The organism is Neisseria mucosa (assembly GCF_003044445.1).
GTDB lineage: Bacteria > Pseudomonadota > Gammaproteobacteria > Burkholderiales > Neisseriaceae > Neisseria > Neisseria mucosa_A.
The window spans coordinates 89,127-106,705 of the sequence record NZ_POWX01000006.1 but is presented as its reverse complement, the minus strand read 5'-3'; the positions used below and the strand labels follow the sequence as shown (position 1 = coordinate 106,705).

Here is a 17,579-nt window from a genome sequence, read left to right as displayed (position 1 = left end):
ATGTGGACTTGGGACATCATCTTCTCCCTGCTCGCCGTCGGAAGCGCGGCGGGCTTTATTGCAGGATTATTCGGCGTAGGCGGCGGCACATTGATTGTCCCCGTCGTCTTGTGGACGTTGCAACTGCAAGGCATCAGCGGTCATCCCTACGCCCAACATCTCGCCATCGGCACATCCTTCGCCGTGATGGTGTTCACCACCTTCTCCAGCATGTACGCGCAGCATAAAAAAAGCGCCATCGACTGGCAAACCGTCCGCCGCATGACCCCCTCCATGATATTTGGCGTACTGATCGGCGCGGTCACCGCCAAATACATGCCTACCCGCGCCCTGCAAATCTTCTTTATCGCATTCCTGACCCTTATCGCCCTCAAAACCCTAGCCGACTCCAAACCCAAAGCCTCGCGCCACCTGCCCTCCCTACCCGGCCTGAGCGTGGTTGGCACATTGTTCGGCGCAGCTTCGAGCTGGGTCGGCATCGGCGGCGGCTCGCTGTCCGTCCCCTTCCTGATGTATTGCAACTTCCCTGCCCACCGCGCCATCGGCACATCCTCCGGCCTCGCCTGGCCGATTGCGCTTGCAGGCACAATCGGTTATCTCATTACCGGCTGGAACATCCCCAACCTCCCCCATGGCTCCGGCGGCTTCCTCTATCTACCCGCCGTCGCCATCCTGAGCATCGCGACCATGATTTTTGCCCCTCTCGGCGTCAAAACCGCGCACAAACTCCCCGCCCGCCAGCTCAAAATCTCCTTCGGCATCATGCTTCTGCTGATTGCCATAAAAATGGCTTGGAACCTTGTCCGTTGAATTTTCCCAAACGCTGCCATCATTAAAAGGTCGTCTGAAAACGAGCATGGCAGGTTACGCCGAAACCACCCACATTTTTTCAGACGACCTTTCACCTTAGCCCTGTTTCAACACCCCAAATTCTTTTAAAATACCGCCTATTTAAATTTAATCGAGAGACCGAACTTCATGAACCTACATCAAACCGTCGAACGCGAAGCCGCTGCCGCCTTTGCCGCCTCAGGCATCACCGACAGCCCCGTTGTCTTGCAGCCGACCAAAAACGCCGAACACGGCGATTTCCAAATCAACGGCGTGATGGGTGCGGCGAAAAAAACCAAACAAAATCCGCGCGAGTTGGCGCAAAAGGTCGCCAAAGCATTGGCGGACAATGCCGTAATTGAAAGCGCGGAAGTAGCCGGTCCCGGTTTCATCAACCTGCGCCTGCGTGCCGACTTTTTGGCGCAAAACCTTTCCCACGCGCTGCACAGCGGCCATTTGGGCATCCGCAAAACCGATAAACCGCAAACCGTCGTCATCGACTATTCCTCGCCCAATCTGGCGAAGGAAATGCACGTCGGCCATCTGCGTTCCAGCATCATCGGCGACAGTATTTCGCGCGTATTGGAATTTATGGGCAACACCGTCGTCCGCCAAAACCACGTCGGCGACTGGGGTACGCAGTTCGGCATGTTGGTCGCTTATTTGGTCGAGCAGCAAAAAGACAACGCCGCGTTTGAGCTGGCGGATTTGGAGCAGTTTTACCGCGCAGCCAAAGTGCGCTTTGACGAAGATGCCGCCTTTGCCGACACCGCGCGCGAATACGTTGTGAAGCTGCAAGGTGGCGATGAAACTGTGTTGGCGTTGTGGAAACAGTTTGTCGATATTTCGCTCTCGCACGCCCAAGCCGTTTACGACACGCTGGGCTTGAAGCTGCGTCCTGAAGACGTGGCGGGCGAATCGAAATACAACGACGATTTGCAGCCCGTGGTCGATGATTTGGTTCAAAAAGGTCTGGCGGTCGAAGACGACGGCGCGAAAGTCGTGTTCTTGGACGAGTTTAAAAATAAAGAAGGCGAACCCGCCGCGTTTATCGTGCAAAAACAAGGCGGCGGCTTCCTCTACGCCTCCACCGATTTGGCGTGCCTGCGCTACCGCATAGGTCGTCTGAAAGCCGACCGCCTGCTGTACGTCGTCGATCACCGCCAAGCCCTGCACTTCGAACAACTTTTCACCACTTCCCGCAAAGCAGGCTATCTGCCGGAAGATGCAAAAGCCGAGTTTATCGGCTTCGGCACCATGATGGGCAAAGACGGCAAACCGTTCAAAACGCGCAGCGGCGACACCGTAAAACTGGTTGACCTGCTGACTGAAGCCGCCGAACGCGCCACTGCTTTGGTGAAAGAAAAAAATCCCGAATTGGGCGCGGACGAAGCCGCTAAAATCGGCAAAACCGTCGGCATCGGCGCGGTCAAGTACGCCGATTTGAGCAAAAACCGCACCAGCGATTATGTGTTCGACTGGGACGCCATGCTCTCGTTTGAAGGCAACACTGCCCCCTACCTGCAATACGCCTACACCCGCGTGCAAAGCGTGTTCCGCAAAGCCGGCGAATGGGACGCGACCGCGCCAACCGTTTTAACCGAACCGCTGGAAAAACAGCTTGCCGCCGAGCTTCTGAAATTCGAAGACGTGCTGCAAAGCGTGGCAGACACGGCATATCCACACTACCTTGCCGCCTACCTCTACCAAACCGCCACCTTGTTCAGCCGCTTCTACGAAGCCTGCCCGATTCTGAAATCAGAAGGCGCAACCCGCAACAGCCGCCTGCAACTGGCGAAGCTCGCCGGCGACACGCTGAAACAAGGCTTGGATTTGCTGGGCATTGATGTGTTGGATGTGATGTAAGTCATTCTCCATAAGCAAAGGTCGTCTGAAAACCGCTTTTCAGACGACCTTTGTCTATGTAATGAATAATGGTGATTCTATAGTGGATTAACTTTAAATCAGGACAAGGCGACGAAGCCGCAGACAGTACAGATAGTACGGAACCGATTCACTTGGTGCTTCAGCACCTTAGAGAATCGTTCTCTTTGAGCTAAGGCGAGGCAACGCCGTACTGGTTTAAAGTTAATCCACTATAAAAAATAGGATAACCCTCTGCCGCCATTTCCATCTATGTGTGGACAGCCGCGGTTAACCGTTTTCTATTTCGGCATTACGTTAAGATTAATCCCCCAGCGCCGCCACCATCACCGCTTTAATCGTGTGCATCCGGTTTTCTGCTTGGTCGAACACGATGCTGGCGGGGCTTTCGAATACTTCTTCCGTTACTTCCACGCCGTTTAAGCCGAAGGTTTCGTAAATCCATTCGCCGACTTTGGTTTCGCGATTGTGGAAGGCGGGCAGGCAGTGCATGAATTTGACCTGCGGGTTGCCCGATGCCGCCATCAGCTCGGGGGTAACGCGGTAATCTTTCAATAAATCAATGCGTTCCTGCCATGCCTCTTTCGGCTCGCCCATGCTGACCCACACGTCGGTATGGATGAAATCGACGCCTTTGACGGCTTCTTCCGCGTTTTCGGTCAGCAAAATTTTACCGCCGGTTTCTTCGGCGACGGCGCGGGCGCAGGCGACGATGTTTTCAGACGGCCATAAGGTTTTCGGTGCGCCGATACGCACGTCCATGCCGAGCTTCGCGCCCAACACCAGCAGCGAATTTGCCATGTTGTAACGCGCGTCGCCGACGTAGGCAAACGCGGTTTGATTCAAAGGTTTGCCGCTGTGTTCGCGCATGGTCAGCGCGTCGGCGAGCATTTGGGTCGGGTGGAACTCGTTGGTCAGACCGTTGAACACGGGCACGCCGGCGTATTTCGCCAATTCTTCCACCACGTCCTGCCCGAAGCCGCGATATTCGATGCCGTCGTACATCCTGCCCAACACGCGGGCAGTGTCTTTGATGCTTTCCTTATGCCCGATTTGGCTGGCGGACGGCTCCAGATAAGTCACCCCCGCCCCTTGGTCGCGCGCGGCAACTTCAAACGCGCAGCGGGTGCGGGTCGATGTTTTTTCAAAAATCAGAGCGATGTTCTTCCCTTTCATCCGCTGCACTTCGCGCCCTGCCTTCTTAGCTGCTTTCAACTCGGCGGCAAGGTCGAGGTAGGCGGTGATTTCTTCGGGCGTGAAGTCTAAAAGTTTCAGGAAATGGCGGTTTTTCAGGTTCATATTCGTATTTCTCCTTTCCGGCAGTTCGGGCATTGATGGACAATCTGCCGCTGCTCTATTTTATAGTGGATTAACTTTAAACCAGTACGGCGTTGCCTCGCCTTGCCGTACTATCTGTACTGTCTGCGGCTTCGTCGCCTTGTCCTGATTTAAATTTAATCCACTGTAGTCAGGTCGTATTTTCGAATCCGATCATTTCAATCGGCATTGTCTACCTCAAAATCAAAACAAGGTCGTCTGAACTTCGCCGCGCTCCAAAGCAAGCAGCGATTGTTTGCGATTCAGGCCGCCTGCGTAGCCGGTCAGCTTGCCGTCGCTGCCGATGACGCGGTGGCAGGGAATCAGGATGGACACTTTGTTCTGCCCGTTGGCGGCGGCAACGGCACGGACTGCTTTGGGATTGCCCAAACGCTGCGCCTGCTCCTTGTAACTGCGCGTTTCGCCGTAAGGAATCGCCAAGAGTGCATCCCATGCCTGCTTTTGAAATTCGGTTCCCACCTGCTCCAAAGGCGTGGCAAAGGTTTTCAGACGACCCTTGAAGTATAAGTCCAATTCCTGCCGCAGAAGTTGCGTTCGCTCATCCTCCCGAAACACAAACCGTCCACGCAAGGCTTTTTGGACGGCGGTAATTTCCTGCTCCATATGTTTCTGCCCGACAAACTCCAGCAAACACAAGCCCTTACCGCCGAACACTGCCAGCATCTCGCCCAAAGGCGTAGCAATGGCGGCGGCGGTCAGTTCGTTCGAGCTATCAGGGTAACGCGCTTCCAACAAACGGATGGCGCGGCGGATACGGACATATTCTTCAGGCGCGCAGCCGATGCGGTCGATAAAATCCTGCTCGAACTGCTTGGCTTCGTGTTCCGTCAAACGTCCATGCAGCAGGGCTTCGAGGTCGTCTGAAAAGTCGGTTTCCAGTCGCTCGCGGGTTTCATTCCATTTTGAAGGAAGGTCGTTCAAAGAAGGTAGGGTAATCATAGGTATAGATCTATTTACAATAAAGGGAGGCATGACCCTCCCTGTTATAACAATTTATCGGCTTCTTTGCCAATACTACAGCTCGCCCCGTTTTTATTTCATAGATTTTTATTCCCGATAATCTACAAACCCCAACCGATTACCCGACGGATCAATAAATTCCACAGCCCATCCGGTACGAATGCGGAAAGGTTCGCTTAGAAAACGGATATTCCTACCCTGTAACGCTGCATATTTTGCCTGCACATCTTCCACTTCAATCCACACGGTAGGCGTCATATCGGGAAACTTTTTCCGCTCTTTGAGAATGATGGCGGCTTCTTCGTCGCCTACCCGAAAAGCAACCATGCCGTTTTCGGAAAAGTCGAATTTAACGGGCAAATCCAGCACTTCTTGGTAAAAGCGGCAACTGGCAGCAAGATCGTCTGCGGGAAAGAAAAAATTATCGTACTTCATCATTTTTCTCCTTATCAACGAGTTGGTATCACAATATCACTTAAAAAAATTGAATGGAATGCCCTATCAATAAAAAGACTTAATAAAAATCTACCTTCCTGAAAATGTGTACCGGTATCCATCACCATTCTTATTATGATAAAGAATTGATTGAACCGTCGTAGGATGTTCCTTAAGGCATTGCCTTAATATATGCCGATTTTGGCAGAGTAATACCCTTCTGCCCTTTTCAGACGACCTTATTCAGCTAACAACCGCGCCAATATCCCCTCATACACCGCCGACAGCTTCGGAATATCGTCCAGCCGCACGTTTTCGTTGATTTGGTGGATGGTGGCATTGGACGGGCCTAATTCGATGAGTTCTTTCGCAATGGCTTTAATGAAGCGTCCGTCCGAAGTGCCGCCGGTGGTGGACAATTCGGTCTCTACGCCGCAGGTTTCGGAGATGGCTGCGCGTGCCACGTCGGTCAGTTTGCCCGCTTGGGTCAGAAAGGGCTGCCCCGAACACGACCATTGCAAATCGTATTGCACGCCGTGTTTGTCCAAAATGGCATGGACGCGTTGTTTCAGCCCTGCTTCGGTGGACTCGGTGGAAAAGCGGAAATTGAATTTGACGTTCAGCTCGCCCGGAATGACATTGGTCGCGCCTGTACCGCCGTTGATATTGGAAATTTGAAAGCTGGTCGGCGGGAAGTATTCGTTGCCTTCGTCCCAGACTTCCTGCGTCAGCTCTAACAAGGCCGGGGCAAAAGTATGCACGGGATTGATTGCCAAATGCGGATAGGCAATATGGCCTTGCTTGCCTTTTACGGTCAGGTTGCCCGACAGCGAGCCGCGCCGGCCGTTTTTAATCATATCGCCCAATTTGTCCACGGCGGTCGGTTCGCCGACGATGCAGTAGTCGATAAGCTCGTCGCGCGCTTTCAATACATCGACGACTTTGGTCGTGCCGTCCAGCGCGTCGCCCTCTTCGTCGGAAGTAATCAGGAGCGCAATGCTGCCTTGGTGATCGGGATGTTCGGCAACAAAGCGTTCGCAGGCGGTAACGAAACAGGCGATACTGGTTTTCATGTCCGCCGCGCCGCGCCCGTATAATCTTCCGTCGCGCTCTGTCGGCTCGAACGGGGGCGAATCCCATTTTTCAACAGGACCTGTCGGCACAACATCGGTATGCCCTGCAAAACAGACGACGGGAGCTTTCGTGCCGCGTCGCAACCAGATGTTTTTGGTGTCGCCGAAATGGAGTTCTTCAGCCGCAAAACCGATTTTATGCAGGCGTTCGGCAAGCAGTTTTTGGCAATCTCGGTCGTCGGGGGTAACGGACGGGCGGGAAATCAATTCTTTGGCGAGTTCTAGGGATTGGGTTTCAGTCATTTTTTGGTTTTCTTGTTGATTGTGAATATTTGGAACAGGTCGTCTGAAAATCAGTTTCGGGTTTCAGACGACCTTTTTATAGCAAATTATAGAGCGTCCGATGCTTGAATTCATTCCTATGCGGAAATGGAGACACGGATATTTTCTATTTTAGCCCACCATACCGCCCTACTCGTCCACAGGCTTCTGCCCTTTACGTTCTGCCTTTCTGGCTTCGCGCACGGCTTTGAGTTCGGCTTCTTTTTGACGGGCTTTTTTGAGCCATGTTTCCCATTGGTTCGGTGTTTCGAGGGTGATTCTGCCGATTTTGCCTTCGCGGAAGTCGGTGAGGATGTTCTCCGCGGCTTTTTGGTAGTTGACCCGTCCGCCGCTGAGGACTGCGCCGCGTTTTTTGGCTATCCACTCGAGCCATGAGTTGTCGTCCCAGTGGCTGCTGGGGTCTTTGTCGGCTTGGTAGCGTTCTTGCAGCATGGGGAGGTAGTGGCGGCGGAGGTAGTCTAAAAGCTCAAGGGCGACTTCTTCTTCGTCCAGCGCGTTGCGTCCGACTGCGCCGCCGGCGGCGAGGTTGTAGCCTCCTTCTTCGACGATGATTTTCGGCCACAGCATTCCGGGGGTGTCGTAGAGCCAGAAGTCGTCGGCGAGGAAGAGGCGTTGTTCAGCTTTGGTGATGCCGGGTTCGTTGCCGGTTTTGGCGGATTTTTTGCCTATCATGCCGTTGATGAGGGTGGATTTGCCGACGTTGGGGATGCCGCAGATGAGGACGCGCAGGGGTTTGTCTATGCCTTGGCGGTGGGGAATCATGGCGCGGCAGGCTTGGGTGATTTTGCCATGTGCGCCGGTTTCGGAGGAGTCGAGGGCGATGGCGCGGGTGTCGGGGCGGCTGTTGTAGTGTTCGAGCCAGATTTTGGTGCGCTCGGGGTCGGCAAGGTCTTGTTTGTTGAGGATTTTGAGTTTGGGTTTGCCTTTAGAAAGCTGGGCTAGCAGGGGGTTTTCGCTGGAGGCGGGCATTCGTGCGTCCAGCATTTCAATCACCATGTCGACGCTTTTGGCGCGCTCGGCGATGGCTTTTTTTGCTTTGTTCATGTGGCCGGGAAACCATTGGATTGCCATGTTTTGTTCTTTCTGTCTGATTTGCGGTGGGGTCGTCTGAAAAGTGGTTCGGCGGTGTTTTCAGACGACCTGAGGTTTGTCCGTTTTCTGTGCAAAGGTCGTCTGAAAGCCTTCGCGGTTTTTCAGACGACCTTTTGGTTTGGGGCGCTCAAGGTTTAGAGGTTGCCGTGTTCGTAGCGGTAGTAGCCGGCTTCGTCCATACATTGTTCAAGGGATTTGGATTCGCGTCCGTGTTTGGCGTCGTGTTGCGCTTGTGATTTGCAAACGTTGATTTGACGGGAAACTTCGGATTCGCTTGCGCCGGTGCGGTGCCAGCGGTAGGCGGGGACTTCGGTGGCGCAGGCGGCGAGTGTGCAGGCGAGTGCGAGGGTGAGGATGTGTTTCATGGGTTTCTCCTTTTATAGTGGATTAAATTTAAACCAGTACGGCGTTGCCTCGCCTTGCCGTACTATTTGTACTGTCTGCGGCTTCGTCGCCTTGTCCTGATTTTTGTTAATCCACTAAATATCGAAAAGGTCGTCTGAAAAGGGGAATCAGCGTCCGGACAGGTTGTGCGCCTGTCTGTGGCGGACCAGCAGTTCGTAATGCCCTTGCAGGCGTTGGGCGAGTTTTTCGACAACATAGACGGAACGGTGCTGCCCGCCGGTACAGCCGATGGCGATGGTTACGTAGCTGCGGCTTTCTTTTTGCAGGCGCGGGAGCCAGTGGTTCATAAAGTGGTCGATGTCGTCCACCATTTCCTGCACCAGGGGCTGCTGGTCGAGATACGCTTGAATGGGAGCGTCCATGCCTGTGTAGGGGCGCAGCTCGGGATCGTAATAGGGATTGGGCAGGCTGCGCATATCGAACATAAAATCGGCGTTGTTCGGCACTCCATATTTGAAGCCGAAAGACTCGAGGATAACCAAAAGCCCTCTGCGTTCGATGTTGAGCCATTGTTGAACGGCATAACGCAGTTGCTGCGCGTTCATTTTGGATGTGTCGATGCAATAGGCAATGTCTTTGAGCGGAAACAGCCATTCGCGTTCTTTTTGCAGGCTTTCCAACAGGGTAAGGCTCAATCCGGACAGCGGATGGCCGCGCCGCGTTTCGGAAAAACGGCGCACCAGCACGCTTTCTTCTGCTTCAACAAACAATACTTCGACCTGATGCCCTTCATCGCGCAGGTATTGGATTTGCTCTTGCGCTTCCTGAATATTGATGCCGGAACGGACATCGACGCTCACGCCGAGTTTGGTTTCATCGGCACGTTCGATGTGGTGCAGCACCAGCGAGGGCAGCATTTCCAGCGGCAGGTTGTCCACGCAAAAATAGCCGAGGTCTTCGAGCTGCTTGAGGGCAACGGACTTACCCGAGCCGGACAATCCGCTAATCAGGACGATTTTCATGGTTTTGTTCGTTTTCTTTGAGTTGTGTTTGATGGCGTTCGAGGAATTCTTTGGTGCTGTCTTTGCCGCGCAACTGGAGGATGTAGTTGCGCACCGCCGCTTCCACCAATACCGCAAGGTTTCGACCGACGGCGACTGGCAGGGTGACGGAACGGACGTTCACATTGAGGATGGACTCGGTTTCCGTGCGTATGCTCAAGCGGTCAAGCTGCTTCATGTAATCGTCGTCGGCAGCGGCAAGGTTGATGATCAGCTGGAGGATTTTTTTCGGACGGATAGAAGTTTCGCCGAAAATGTGGCGAATGTTGAGTATGCCCAAACCGCGCACTTCAAGGAAATCGCGCAGCATCGGCGGGCAGCGGCCTTCGAGCGTTTCGGGGCCGGTACGGAACAGCTCGACCGCATCATCGGCAATCAGACTGTGTCCGCGCGAAATCAATTCTAACGCCAACTCGCTTTTACCCAAGCCGGAATGACCGGTAATCAGCACGCCGACTTCAAATACATCAAGGAATACGCCGTGTTTGACGATGGAGGTCGCCAACGTGCGTTGCAGATAAATCCGCAACACGTCCATCAAATACGGGCTTTCGAGCTTGGAAGTCAGCAGCGGGATGTCGTTTTTATGGCAGTAGTCGCGCAATTTGGGCGAAACCGCCAGACCGTTGGCAACAATGACCAGCGACATGGGGATATCGAAGAGTTCGCCGAAATCGTAATTCAACTCGCCCGATTCGAGGCGCTTGAGATATTCGGCTTCGGCAACACCGACGACTTGGATTTGATTGGGATGGATAAAATTCAAATGGCCGACCAACGCCAAAACGGGTTTGTCGGCCTCTACTCCGATGCGGTTGTCCGCACCCGAATTGCCTGCCACCCAAGCAAGTTGGAGCTTGTGCTGATTGTCGGAAAACAGGCGGCGGACGGATATACTGGGCATTCTTTACTCTTCTGCCAGAAGTTTGCGCACCTCCTCGGCAGAGGTTGCGGACATCAAGGCTTCACGGACGGCTTTTTGCGAGAACCTGCCCGCCAGTTTGGACAAGACTTCCAAATGCTCGCCGGTCGCATTTTCCGGCACCAACAAAGTGAAAATCAGGGATACGGGTTTGCCGTCGGGCGCATCGAAAGCGACCGGTTCTTTCGTGCGGATAAACGCGCCGGTGGCTTTTTTCACGCAGGCATGACGGCCGTGCGGGATGGCGACGCCCTGCCCCAAGCCGGTCGAACCCAGCTTTTCGCGGGCAAACAGGCAGTCGAAGACATCGCCGTGAGGTAATTCTGCTTCATGTTCAAGCAGCAGGCCCGCTTCTTCAAACAAGCGTTTTTTGCTGCCGACTTCCAAGTCTAAAACGATATGGGACAAAGGCAAAATTTCGCCGATAAGGCTCATAGAAATCTCTTTTGATGTGGCAAAATGAAATGGAATTGTACCGACTGTCTGTACAAACCTCAATCCTGAACACGCAATTTACACTCAGATTGCTAACAAGAAACGCTGCTTCTTTGATATTTCTTAACTCATACACAAGGTCGTCTGAAAACGGCGACAAATGGCTTGCAGTAGGTTCGGATACCGGGTAAAACCCAGCGCCATCATCAATCCGCCCTTCCCCAAAAACACAAAACGTCGTCTGAAAACCTTTTCAGACGACGTTTCATCCATCCTATTGCCTTACAACCGCGTAGCAGCCACAGTCCACAAATAATGCCCTGACAGACCCAAAAACCAGAGCAGACCGATATGATTGTTATCCAAAAACACTTTAAAACAAGTCTGGTGGTCGCGGGTTTTGATGGCATGGTATTGACCGATTTGCAGCCACGCCACCGCAGGCAGCATGATCCAATACGGCCATGTCGCGCCGATTTTCACACCCAATACCGCCATCAGCGCGGTAAACCAAAAATGGCAGAGCATGGAAGCGGAAATATCGTGATCGCCGAACGTGATTGCCGAAGTTTTGATCCCGATTTTCAAATCGTCTTCCTTGTCCGCCATCGCATAAATCGTGTCGTAGGCAAGCGTCCATAAAGCATTGGCGGTAAACATCAGCCACGCCGTAGAAGGCACGCCGCTGCGGACGGCGGCAAACGCCATCGGAATCCCGAAAGAAAACGCCAGCCCCAAATAAAACTGCGGCAGCGGGAAAAAACGTTTGGTAAAGGGGTAAGTCATCGCCAGAAACAGCGCGGGAACGCTCATCACCCAAGTCAACAGGTTCAGCGGCGTCATGCAGAGGGCGGCGAGCAGGCAGAGGATGACGGTCAGCAGAATCGCTTCCGTTTTAGAAACCAACCCGCGGGCAAAGGGGCGGTTTTTCGTGCGCTCGACCGAGCCGTCAAAATTGCGGTCGGCAAAGTCGTTGATCACGCAGCCTGCGCTACGCATAAAGAATGTACCGGCAGTAAACGCCCAAAAAATATCCGCTTGCGGAAGACCTTCCGAAGCGACCCATAACGCCCAATAGGTCGGCCAAAGCAGCAACAACGTGCCGATAGGCTTGTCGATGCGCATCAGTTTGCCGTATACCAAAATGCGGGCAACGGCGTGGCGGTTGAGAAAATGTAGGAGAAAACGTCTTATCTTCATGTAGGTAATTTAAATTCTATGGCAAACCCGGACAAACCTCGCATCCCTTTTCAGACTTTGCCGTTACCTTATTAAAATTTTTGTAACTGTTTCAACGGAAACTTGCCTATTATAAGCTAATTTTCAACAATGATGATTAAATTTAAACATTTATGACAAAAATTAAACAGGGTGCTATTTGGAAGTCTGGGAATGATTCTAGAAAATACAATACAAACATCTAAAATAAAATACTCAAAAACCAATAAGAAATCACTTTAAAAGCACCACTCTTCTACCACATACCCAACTTACCTAAATCATCCATTTAATACGAAAAAATCCTTCTTTATTACAAAACAAATAATCGGTTTTCCCAAAAACAAGGTCGTCTGAAAATGTGCCACAATTTTCAGACGACCTATTCCTATTGTACTGCAAGCAGCAGCGGTTAACACGTTTAAAACGACTCATCCGCCCGCAGATAACGCCATTTTCCGGGCGGCAGTTTGCCCAGTTTGACTTTACCCATCCGAATCCGCTTCAGCCCGACGACACGCAAACCGACAAGTTCGCACATACGGCGGATTTGCCGCTTTTTGCCTTGTTTCAACACGAAACGCAACTGGTCTTCGTTTTGCCATTCTACTTTGGCGGGGCGCAGTTTCTCGCCGTCCAAACTCAATCCGTGGTTAAGCAGGGCAAGCCCTTTTTCGTCCAATTTGCCGCGCACGCGCACCAAATATTCTTTTTCACTGCCGCTGTTTTCGCCGATAAGCTGCTTGGCGATGCGCCCGTCCTGCGTCAACACCAGCAATCCGACGGAATCGATGTCCAGCCGTCCGGCGGGCGCCAAGCCGAATTTGTGTTTTTCGCTGAACGGAATGCGGCTGTCGTCGCCTTCCCAACGGTTGTCCGCAGTAATCAGCTCGGCAGCGGATTTGTAGCCTTTTTCCGCCTGCGCGCTGACGTAGCCGACGGGCTTGTTGAGCAGGATGGTAACGCGCTCTGCCTGTCTTTCATGCGCCTGCCGGTTGAGGTCGATGCGGTCGCGTTCGGTTACTTTCTGACCGAGTACGGCGGTTTGCCCGTTGACCTTGACCCAGCCTTGCTCGATGTAGCTGTCTGCCTCGCGGCGCGAGCATAAGCCTAATTGCGCCATACGCTTGGAAAGACGCATGGTTTCTTCGGATGTATTGTCCATAATATGTCTGAATTTAAAAGAGAAAACGGATTATATCACTGCAATAGGAAAGGTCGTCTGAAAAGAAATCAAGAGACTCTTTCAGACGACCTTATCTTTTCAAGACTAGATCAGGCTTAAGAATATTGTTTTAAGAGTTCGCGGAACTGCACGCCGGTTTCCGGATGTTTCAAGCCGTAGGCAACGGTAGCTTCGAGATAACCCAGTTTGCTGCCGCAGTCGTAGCGTTTGCCGTCGAAGGCATGTGCGAGAACGAACTCGTGATCCAACAGGCGGGCAATGCCGTCGGTCAGTTGGATTTCGTTGCCTGCACCGCGCGGCAGGTTTTCCAGAAGGCTGAAAATGCGAGGAGTCAGGATATAACGGCCGACAACGGCAAGATTGGACGGTGCTTCTTCAGGTTTCGGTTTCTCTACAATATTGGTAATCCGTTGAAAGCTGTTTAATTTTTCCACTTCTACAATGCCGTAAGAGCCGGTTTGTGACGGATCAACGGTTTCCACGCCCAAAACGCTGTTGCCGCTTTGATTGTAGATATCGACCATTTGCTTGAGCGCGCCTTTGGGCGCGTCAATCAGGTCGTCGGCGAGAATAACGGCAAAGGGTTCGTCGCCCACTGCGGCACGAGCACACAATACGGCGTGTCCTAAACCCAAAGCCTCGGCTTGACGAATGTAAAGGCAGGTAATGTTAGAAGGCAAGATGTCTTTGACGTGTTCCAGCAGCTTGTCTTTTTGACGCATTTCCAGCTCGGTTTCCAGCTCGTAGGCTTTGTCGAAATGGTCTTCGATACTGCGTTTGTTGCGGCCTGTAATGAACACCATTTCTGTGCAACCGGCTTCTACTGCTTCTTCTACCGCATATTGAATCAACGGCTTATCGACGATAGGCAGCATTTCTTTCGGACTGGCTTTGGTGGCAGGCAGAAAGCGCGTACCCATACCGGCTACGGGGAAAACGGCTTTTTTAATCGGTCTCATAAACTTTCCTCTTACTTTATATTTCAAAGTACCAGCTATCCGGGCGCACAATAATTCATTGACTTCATTCCCAGACCACATTATCAAACAAAAAATGATTTTGTAATAATCATCAATGTGTTAATTGTATCATGACATAATTTCACTGTAACAACCTCAACCGTAAAGCACAGCAAAATCCTGTATCCGTATTTTCACTTTATACCCTTCCGATCGACACAATAATACTGGTAACGTTCTGCCAACCCATACAATATCAGTGCAGTTAATCCCCAAATATCGTAATGCAAATACGGCAAAACAGGCGTAGCGATCATATTGCCTTCATAGATGAAGCTGCGGCTGCTATAGTTGTCCATATCTAATGCAAAATCCAATGGCAAGTAAAAGATTTCAGCCACTTCCCCACTATTGACGCAAGTTGGCGGATTTTCCGGACAGAGTGCCAAAACCGGATGCACTTCATAACCGGACGGCGTGTAATAAGGCGGCAACGGTGGAAAAACCTGCCAAAAATGCGATGCAATCCCCGTCTCCTCTTCAGTTTCACGCAATGCCGTCACAATAAAGTCTTTATCCCCTTCGTCTGACCTGCCACCGGCAAAAGCAATCTGCCCGGTATGGTGTCGCAGGGTGTCGGCGCGACGCGTCAGCACAATTTGCCACCGCCCTTCCCGCCGAACGACTGCCAGCAAAACGGCGGCTGTTTTACCTTCCTGCCGGACAAAACGGTTTCGTTCCTCTTGCGCTATGCTGGCATAACGAAATGCCTGCCCGAAAAAATCCACAAGATCGTTCTGCCTCATCTCCATATACAGACTCCGAAAATAATGATTGATAGGTCGTCTGAAAAAAGAATATTACATTAGGTTTACGGTTGCTTAAAGCTCACGAATCTACAAAGACAAGCGCTTGTGATAAAGTATCGGCTGTTTTCACGACGGATTATCTGCGCTTCAGTCCGTTTTTTTGAATAAAGGCTTATCATGTTTTTGTCTCCGTCCCATATCCGCACACTGACAGCCGCCGTCATGCTGCTTTTTTCTGCCCAAACCATCGCCGCCAAACAAGAATCTGTACCAGAAGTTAAAATCCAATCCCAAACCATTCAGAAAAAAAACCGCCGTACGCCTGAAGCAAGGCTCGCCGAACAAGAGCGCTTGATTGCTGCAAACGATCGCGCTTGGAAAGTTTTCACGCTTTTAGGCGGCGAGATAGCTTTGCAAAAAGGGGATGCTGGTATGGCTTTGGGCACCTATATGCATATGCTCGACCGCACAAAATCACCCGACGTAGCAGAACGCGCATTGGAAATGGCGGTTTCACTCAATGCATTTGAACAGGCCGAATTGATTTATCAAAAATGGCGGGAAATCGAACCTGTTCCGGGTGCAGCGCAAAAACGCATGACTTGGCTACGCGACCTTCTACTCGGAAAAAACGACAAACACCTCAGCGGCTTGGATGAAGTCCTTGCAGGCGCTACCGAAGAACAAAACCGCCGTATTTTCCTACTTCTGGCCCAAACCGCCGTCCAGCAGCCTGATTTGGCAGAAAAGGCCTCGGCACAAGTTCATAAAGAAACACTCAAATACCCTGAAATGCCTGAAGCGGCGATTGCAGATGCCATTTACAGCGCATACGACGGCAAGAAAAAAAATGCCATTGCCGCCCTGCAAAGGCTCGCCAAACTGGATTCGGAAATCTTGCCTCCGACCATGCTCACCTTGCGCCTGATGGCGCAACGCAGTCCGGAAATCCTCAACGGATTCTTCGAACAAACCGACACGCGCAAACTGTCATCCGTATGGCAGGAGCTTGAAATCACCAACCTGGTTGCCAACCACCGCCCCGACAAGGCATACAGTCGTCTGAAAACGTTACTGGAAGACAACCCCTCGCCCGATTTGTTTATCCAGGCTGCGATACTCTCCTCCAGCCGTAAAGATGACTTATCCGTTGTCAACCATTACCTCGAAAAAGCCTACCAATCCGGCACAAGCCAACAACAAAGCCGTGCCGCCCTGATCGGCGCCATGACTTATGCCGATGCCAAAGATTACGTCAAGGCCAAACAATGGCTCGGCAAAATCAATTCTGCGGATTACATTTTCGACAAAACCGTTCTCGGCGCTTCGCTCGAAGCCGAACAAGGCAACGGCAAAGCCGCGTGGGAATTGGCACAACGTGCGCTCAAACTGCCCGAGCAGCAAGGACGCTTTTTCGGTGCGCGCGAATTGCAACGTGTTTCCCTGTTTGCCATCGCCAAACACGACAACCCTAAAAAAGCACTATCAGAGTTGAATACACTCATGGCAAAAGCTTCCAAACAGCCTGATGCCAACCAACTGCTGCCCGACATCCTCTATCAACGCGCCATGGTTTACGACAAAATTGGAGAGCGCGACAAAGCCATTGCCGACCTTCGCCGCCAGTTGGAAATATCCCCCGACAGCACCAGCGGCATGAACGCACTAGGCTACATCATGCTTTCTTCCCCGAAATATGATTTAAATGAAGCATTCAAACTGATTCAGGCCGCGTATCAGGTTGAACCGGAAAATCCCGCCGTCAACGACAGTCTCGGTTGGGCATATTATCTGAAAGGCGATGCCGAAACCGCCTTGCCCTACCTGCAATACGCCTTCGAGCAATATCCCGACGCCGAAGTCGCCTCGCATTTGGGCGAAGTCTTGTGGAAGCTTGGCAAGCAAGAAGATGCCAAAGCCGTTTGGACCGAAGGTTTGAAACAAGAAGGCGACATCAGTTTATTGAAAGAAACCATGCGCCGATTCAACATCCCCGTTCCCCTGCGCAAAAACCACCCTTCCGCTAAAACAAAATAAAAACAGGTCGTCTGAAAACTTTTCAGACGACCCTCCCCTGCACAGGATTTATCATGAAACAGACCAATATATTATCCGCAGCCGCCCTAACCCTCCTCATCACCGCCTGCGCCCGCCCCGAGTTCCCGCAGCAAAATGGTTGGCAACCGGCTGAAACAGTCAACGATTTTTCTGCCGAAGGACGAATCGCCGTCAAACTCGAAGGCAAAGGCTCTTACGCCAACTTCGATTGGACATACCAAAACCAAGTCCAAACCATCAACATCAACACCCCAATCGGCAGCACCGTAGGGCAGTTGTGTCAAGATAATCAAGGCGTATTGGCTGTCGATAACAAAGGCCGTACATATGAAGCCGCCACGGCACAAGAACTTAGCAACCGCCTATTGGGATTCGAACTCCCCATCCAATACCTGCACATTTGGGCAAGCGGAAAGCGTGTAGCCGGCGCACCATACCAACTGCTCCCGGACAGCCGCCTGCAACAATTCGACTGGACAATTTCCCGCACACTCAACAGCAACGGCAAACCCAAAACCCTCCTATTGGAAAGCCCGAAACTTACCCTACGTTTGGCATTTGACAACCTCGACGATCATCCCGAGGGCGACACCCAAACCCAATGTGCCGCCAGAAAATAACCATCTTGCCA

At 52.0% G+C, this 17,579-nt stretch carries 18 protein-coding genes and 1 pseudogene; 6 read left to right on the top strand and 13 right to left on the bottom strand.

Annotation, left to right across the window (positions count from 1 at the left end; translation table 11 throughout):
- The 3 genes and pseudogenes from DBY90_RS05365 to DBY90_RS13290 all read left to right on the top strand — a co-directional run.
- On the top strand, window positions 1-810 hold the full coding sequence (locus tag DBY90_RS05365) for a sulfite exporter TauE/SafE family protein (protein ID WP_107986678.1): 810 nt from the start codon (window positions 1-3) through the stop codon (window positions 808-810).
- Between the two features lie 168 nt (window positions 811-978).
- The gene (gene argS / locus DBY90_RS05360) at window positions 979-2,697 is read left to right on the top strand and encodes an arginine--tRNA ligase (RefSeq protein WP_107986676.1); all 1,719 of its coding nucleotides are present in this window, start codon (window positions 979-981) and stop codon (window positions 2,695-2,697) included.
- 78 nt (window positions 2,698-2,775) lie between these two features.
- Window positions 2,776-2,838 (top strand): annotated as a pseudogene (locus tag DBY90_RS13290) (transposase); the annotation flags it as partial.
- Window positions 2,839-3,018: 180 nt separating this feature from the next.
- Here the strand turns inward: DBY90_RS13290 and DBY90_RS05355 are convergent.
- The 5 genes from DBY90_RS05355 to ylqF form a co-directional block, all read right to left on the bottom strand.
- Window positions 3,019-4,014 carry an ornithine carbamoyltransferase gene (locus DBY90_RS05355; protein WP_107986674.1) on the bottom strand — a complete coding sequence of 332 codons (996 nt, stop codon included), beginning with the start codon at window positions 4,012-4,014 and terminating at the stop codon, window positions 3,019-3,021.
- 222 nt (window positions 4,015-4,236) lie between these two features.
- Entirely contained in the window at window positions 4,237-4,992 is a 756-nt protein-coding gene (locus DBY90_RS05345) for a methylated-DNA--[protein]-cysteine S-methyltransferase (RefSeq protein WP_107986670.1), read from the bottom strand.
- A 108-nt stretch (window positions 4,993-5,100) separates the two neighbouring features.
- Entirely contained in the window at window positions 5,101-5,451 is a 351-nt protein-coding gene (locus DBY90_RS05340; RefSeq protein WP_199904695.1) for a VOC family protein, read from the bottom strand.
- A 236-nt stretch (window positions 5,452-5,687) separates the two neighbouring features.
- Window positions 5,688-6,824: a succinyl-diaminopimelate desuccinylase gene (gene dapE, locus DBY90_RS05335; protein WP_107986668.1), complete on the bottom strand. Its 1,137-nt coding sequence runs from the start codon at window positions 6,822-6,824 to the stop codon at window positions 5,688-5,690.
- Window positions 6,825-6,992: 168 nt separating this feature from the next.
- Window positions 6,993-7,934: a ribosome biogenesis GTPase YlqF gene (ylqF, locus tag DBY90_RS05330; RefSeq protein WP_070440545.1), complete on the bottom strand. Its 942-nt coding sequence runs from the start codon at window positions 7,932-7,934 to the stop codon at window positions 6,993-6,995.
- Window positions 7,935-7,937: 3 nt separating this feature from the next.
- On the opposite strand from ylqF, the gene DBY90_RS13125 reads away from it, so the two are divergent.
- Complete coding sequence (locus tag DBY90_RS13125; RefSeq protein ID WP_003776816.1) at window positions 7,938-8,093, top strand: hypothetical protein; 156 nt, start codon at window positions 7,938-7,940, stop codon at window positions 8,091-8,093.
- On the opposite strand, the gene DBY90_RS05325 is transcribed toward DBY90_RS13125, so the two are convergent.
- The 8 genes from DBY90_RS05325 to DBY90_RS05285 all read right to left on the bottom strand — a co-directional run bounded on the left by DBY90_RS05325 (window position 8,090) and on the right by DBY90_RS05285 (window position 14,893).
- Window positions 8,090-8,320, bottom strand: coding sequence for a hypothetical protein (locus tag DBY90_RS05325; RefSeq protein ID WP_045074321.1), 231 nt, complete (start codon window positions 8,318-8,320; stop codon window positions 8,090-8,092). The genes DBY90_RS13125 and DBY90_RS05325 overlap by 4 nt on opposite strands.
- 147 nt (window positions 8,321-8,467) lie before the next feature.
- Window positions 8,468-9,322, bottom strand: a complete 855-nt coding sequence (gene rapZ, locus DBY90_RS05315) for an RNase adapter RapZ (RefSeq protein WP_070612983.1) — start codon at window positions 9,320-9,322, stop codon at window positions 8,468-8,470.
- Window positions 9,303-10,265, bottom strand: coding sequence for an HPr(Ser) kinase/phosphatase (gene hprK / locus DBY90_RS05310; protein WP_107986666.1), 963 nt, complete (start codon window positions 10,263-10,265; stop codon window positions 9,303-9,305). The genes rapZ and hprK overlap by 20 nt, the downstream gene beginning before the upstream one ends.
- Before the next feature lie 3 nt (window positions 10,266-10,268).
- The gene (ptsN, locus tag DBY90_RS05305) at window positions 10,269-10,718 is read right to left on the bottom strand and encodes a PTS IIA-like nitrogen regulatory protein PtsN (protein ID WP_003743926.1); all 450 of its coding nucleotides are present in this window, start codon (window positions 10,716-10,718) and stop codon (window positions 10,269-10,271) included.
- Between the two features lie 282 nt (window positions 10,719-11,000).
- Entirely contained in the window at window positions 11,001-11,918 is a 918-nt protein-coding gene (gene ubiA, locus DBY90_RS05300; RefSeq protein WP_107986664.1) for a 4-hydroxybenzoate octaprenyltransferase, read from the bottom strand.
- Between the two features lie 439 nt (window positions 11,919-12,357).
- Complete coding sequence (locus DBY90_RS05295) at window positions 12,358-13,101, bottom strand: pseudouridine synthase (protein WP_070491300.1); 744 nt, start codon at window positions 13,099-13,101, stop codon at window positions 12,358-12,360.
- A gap of 116 nt (window positions 13,102-13,217) precedes the next feature.
- Entirely contained in the window at window positions 13,218-14,081 is an 864-nt protein-coding gene (gene galU, locus DBY90_RS05290; RefSeq protein ID WP_070491298.1) for a UTP--glucose-1-phosphate uridylyltransferase GalU, read from the bottom strand.
- A 194-nt stretch (window positions 14,082-14,275) separates the two neighbouring features.
- Window positions 14,276-14,893 (bottom strand): CoA pyrophosphatase, encoded by a 618-nt coding sequence (locus tag DBY90_RS05285; protein WP_192831509.1) that lies wholly within the window; start codon window positions 14,891-14,893, stop codon window positions 14,276-14,278.
- A gap of 174 nt (window positions 14,894-15,067) precedes the next feature.
- Between DBY90_RS05285 and DBY90_RS05280 the strand changes: the two genes are divergently transcribed.
- Together DBY90_RS05280 and lolB are read left to right on the top strand one after the other, a co-directional pair.
- Complete coding sequence (locus tag DBY90_RS05280) at window positions 15,068-16,927, top strand: tetratricopeptide repeat protein (RefSeq protein WP_107986662.1); 1,860 nt, start codon at window positions 15,068-15,070, stop codon at window positions 16,925-16,927.
- Window positions 16,928-16,980: 53 nt separating this feature from the next.
- The gene (gene lolB / locus DBY90_RS05275) at window positions 16,981-17,568 is read left to right on the top strand and encodes a lipoprotein insertase outer membrane protein LolB (protein ID WP_107986660.1); all 588 of its coding nucleotides are present in this window, start codon (window positions 16,981-16,983) and stop codon (window positions 17,566-17,568) included.
- The last annotated feature ends 11 nt before the right edge of the window (window positions 17,569-17,579 follow it).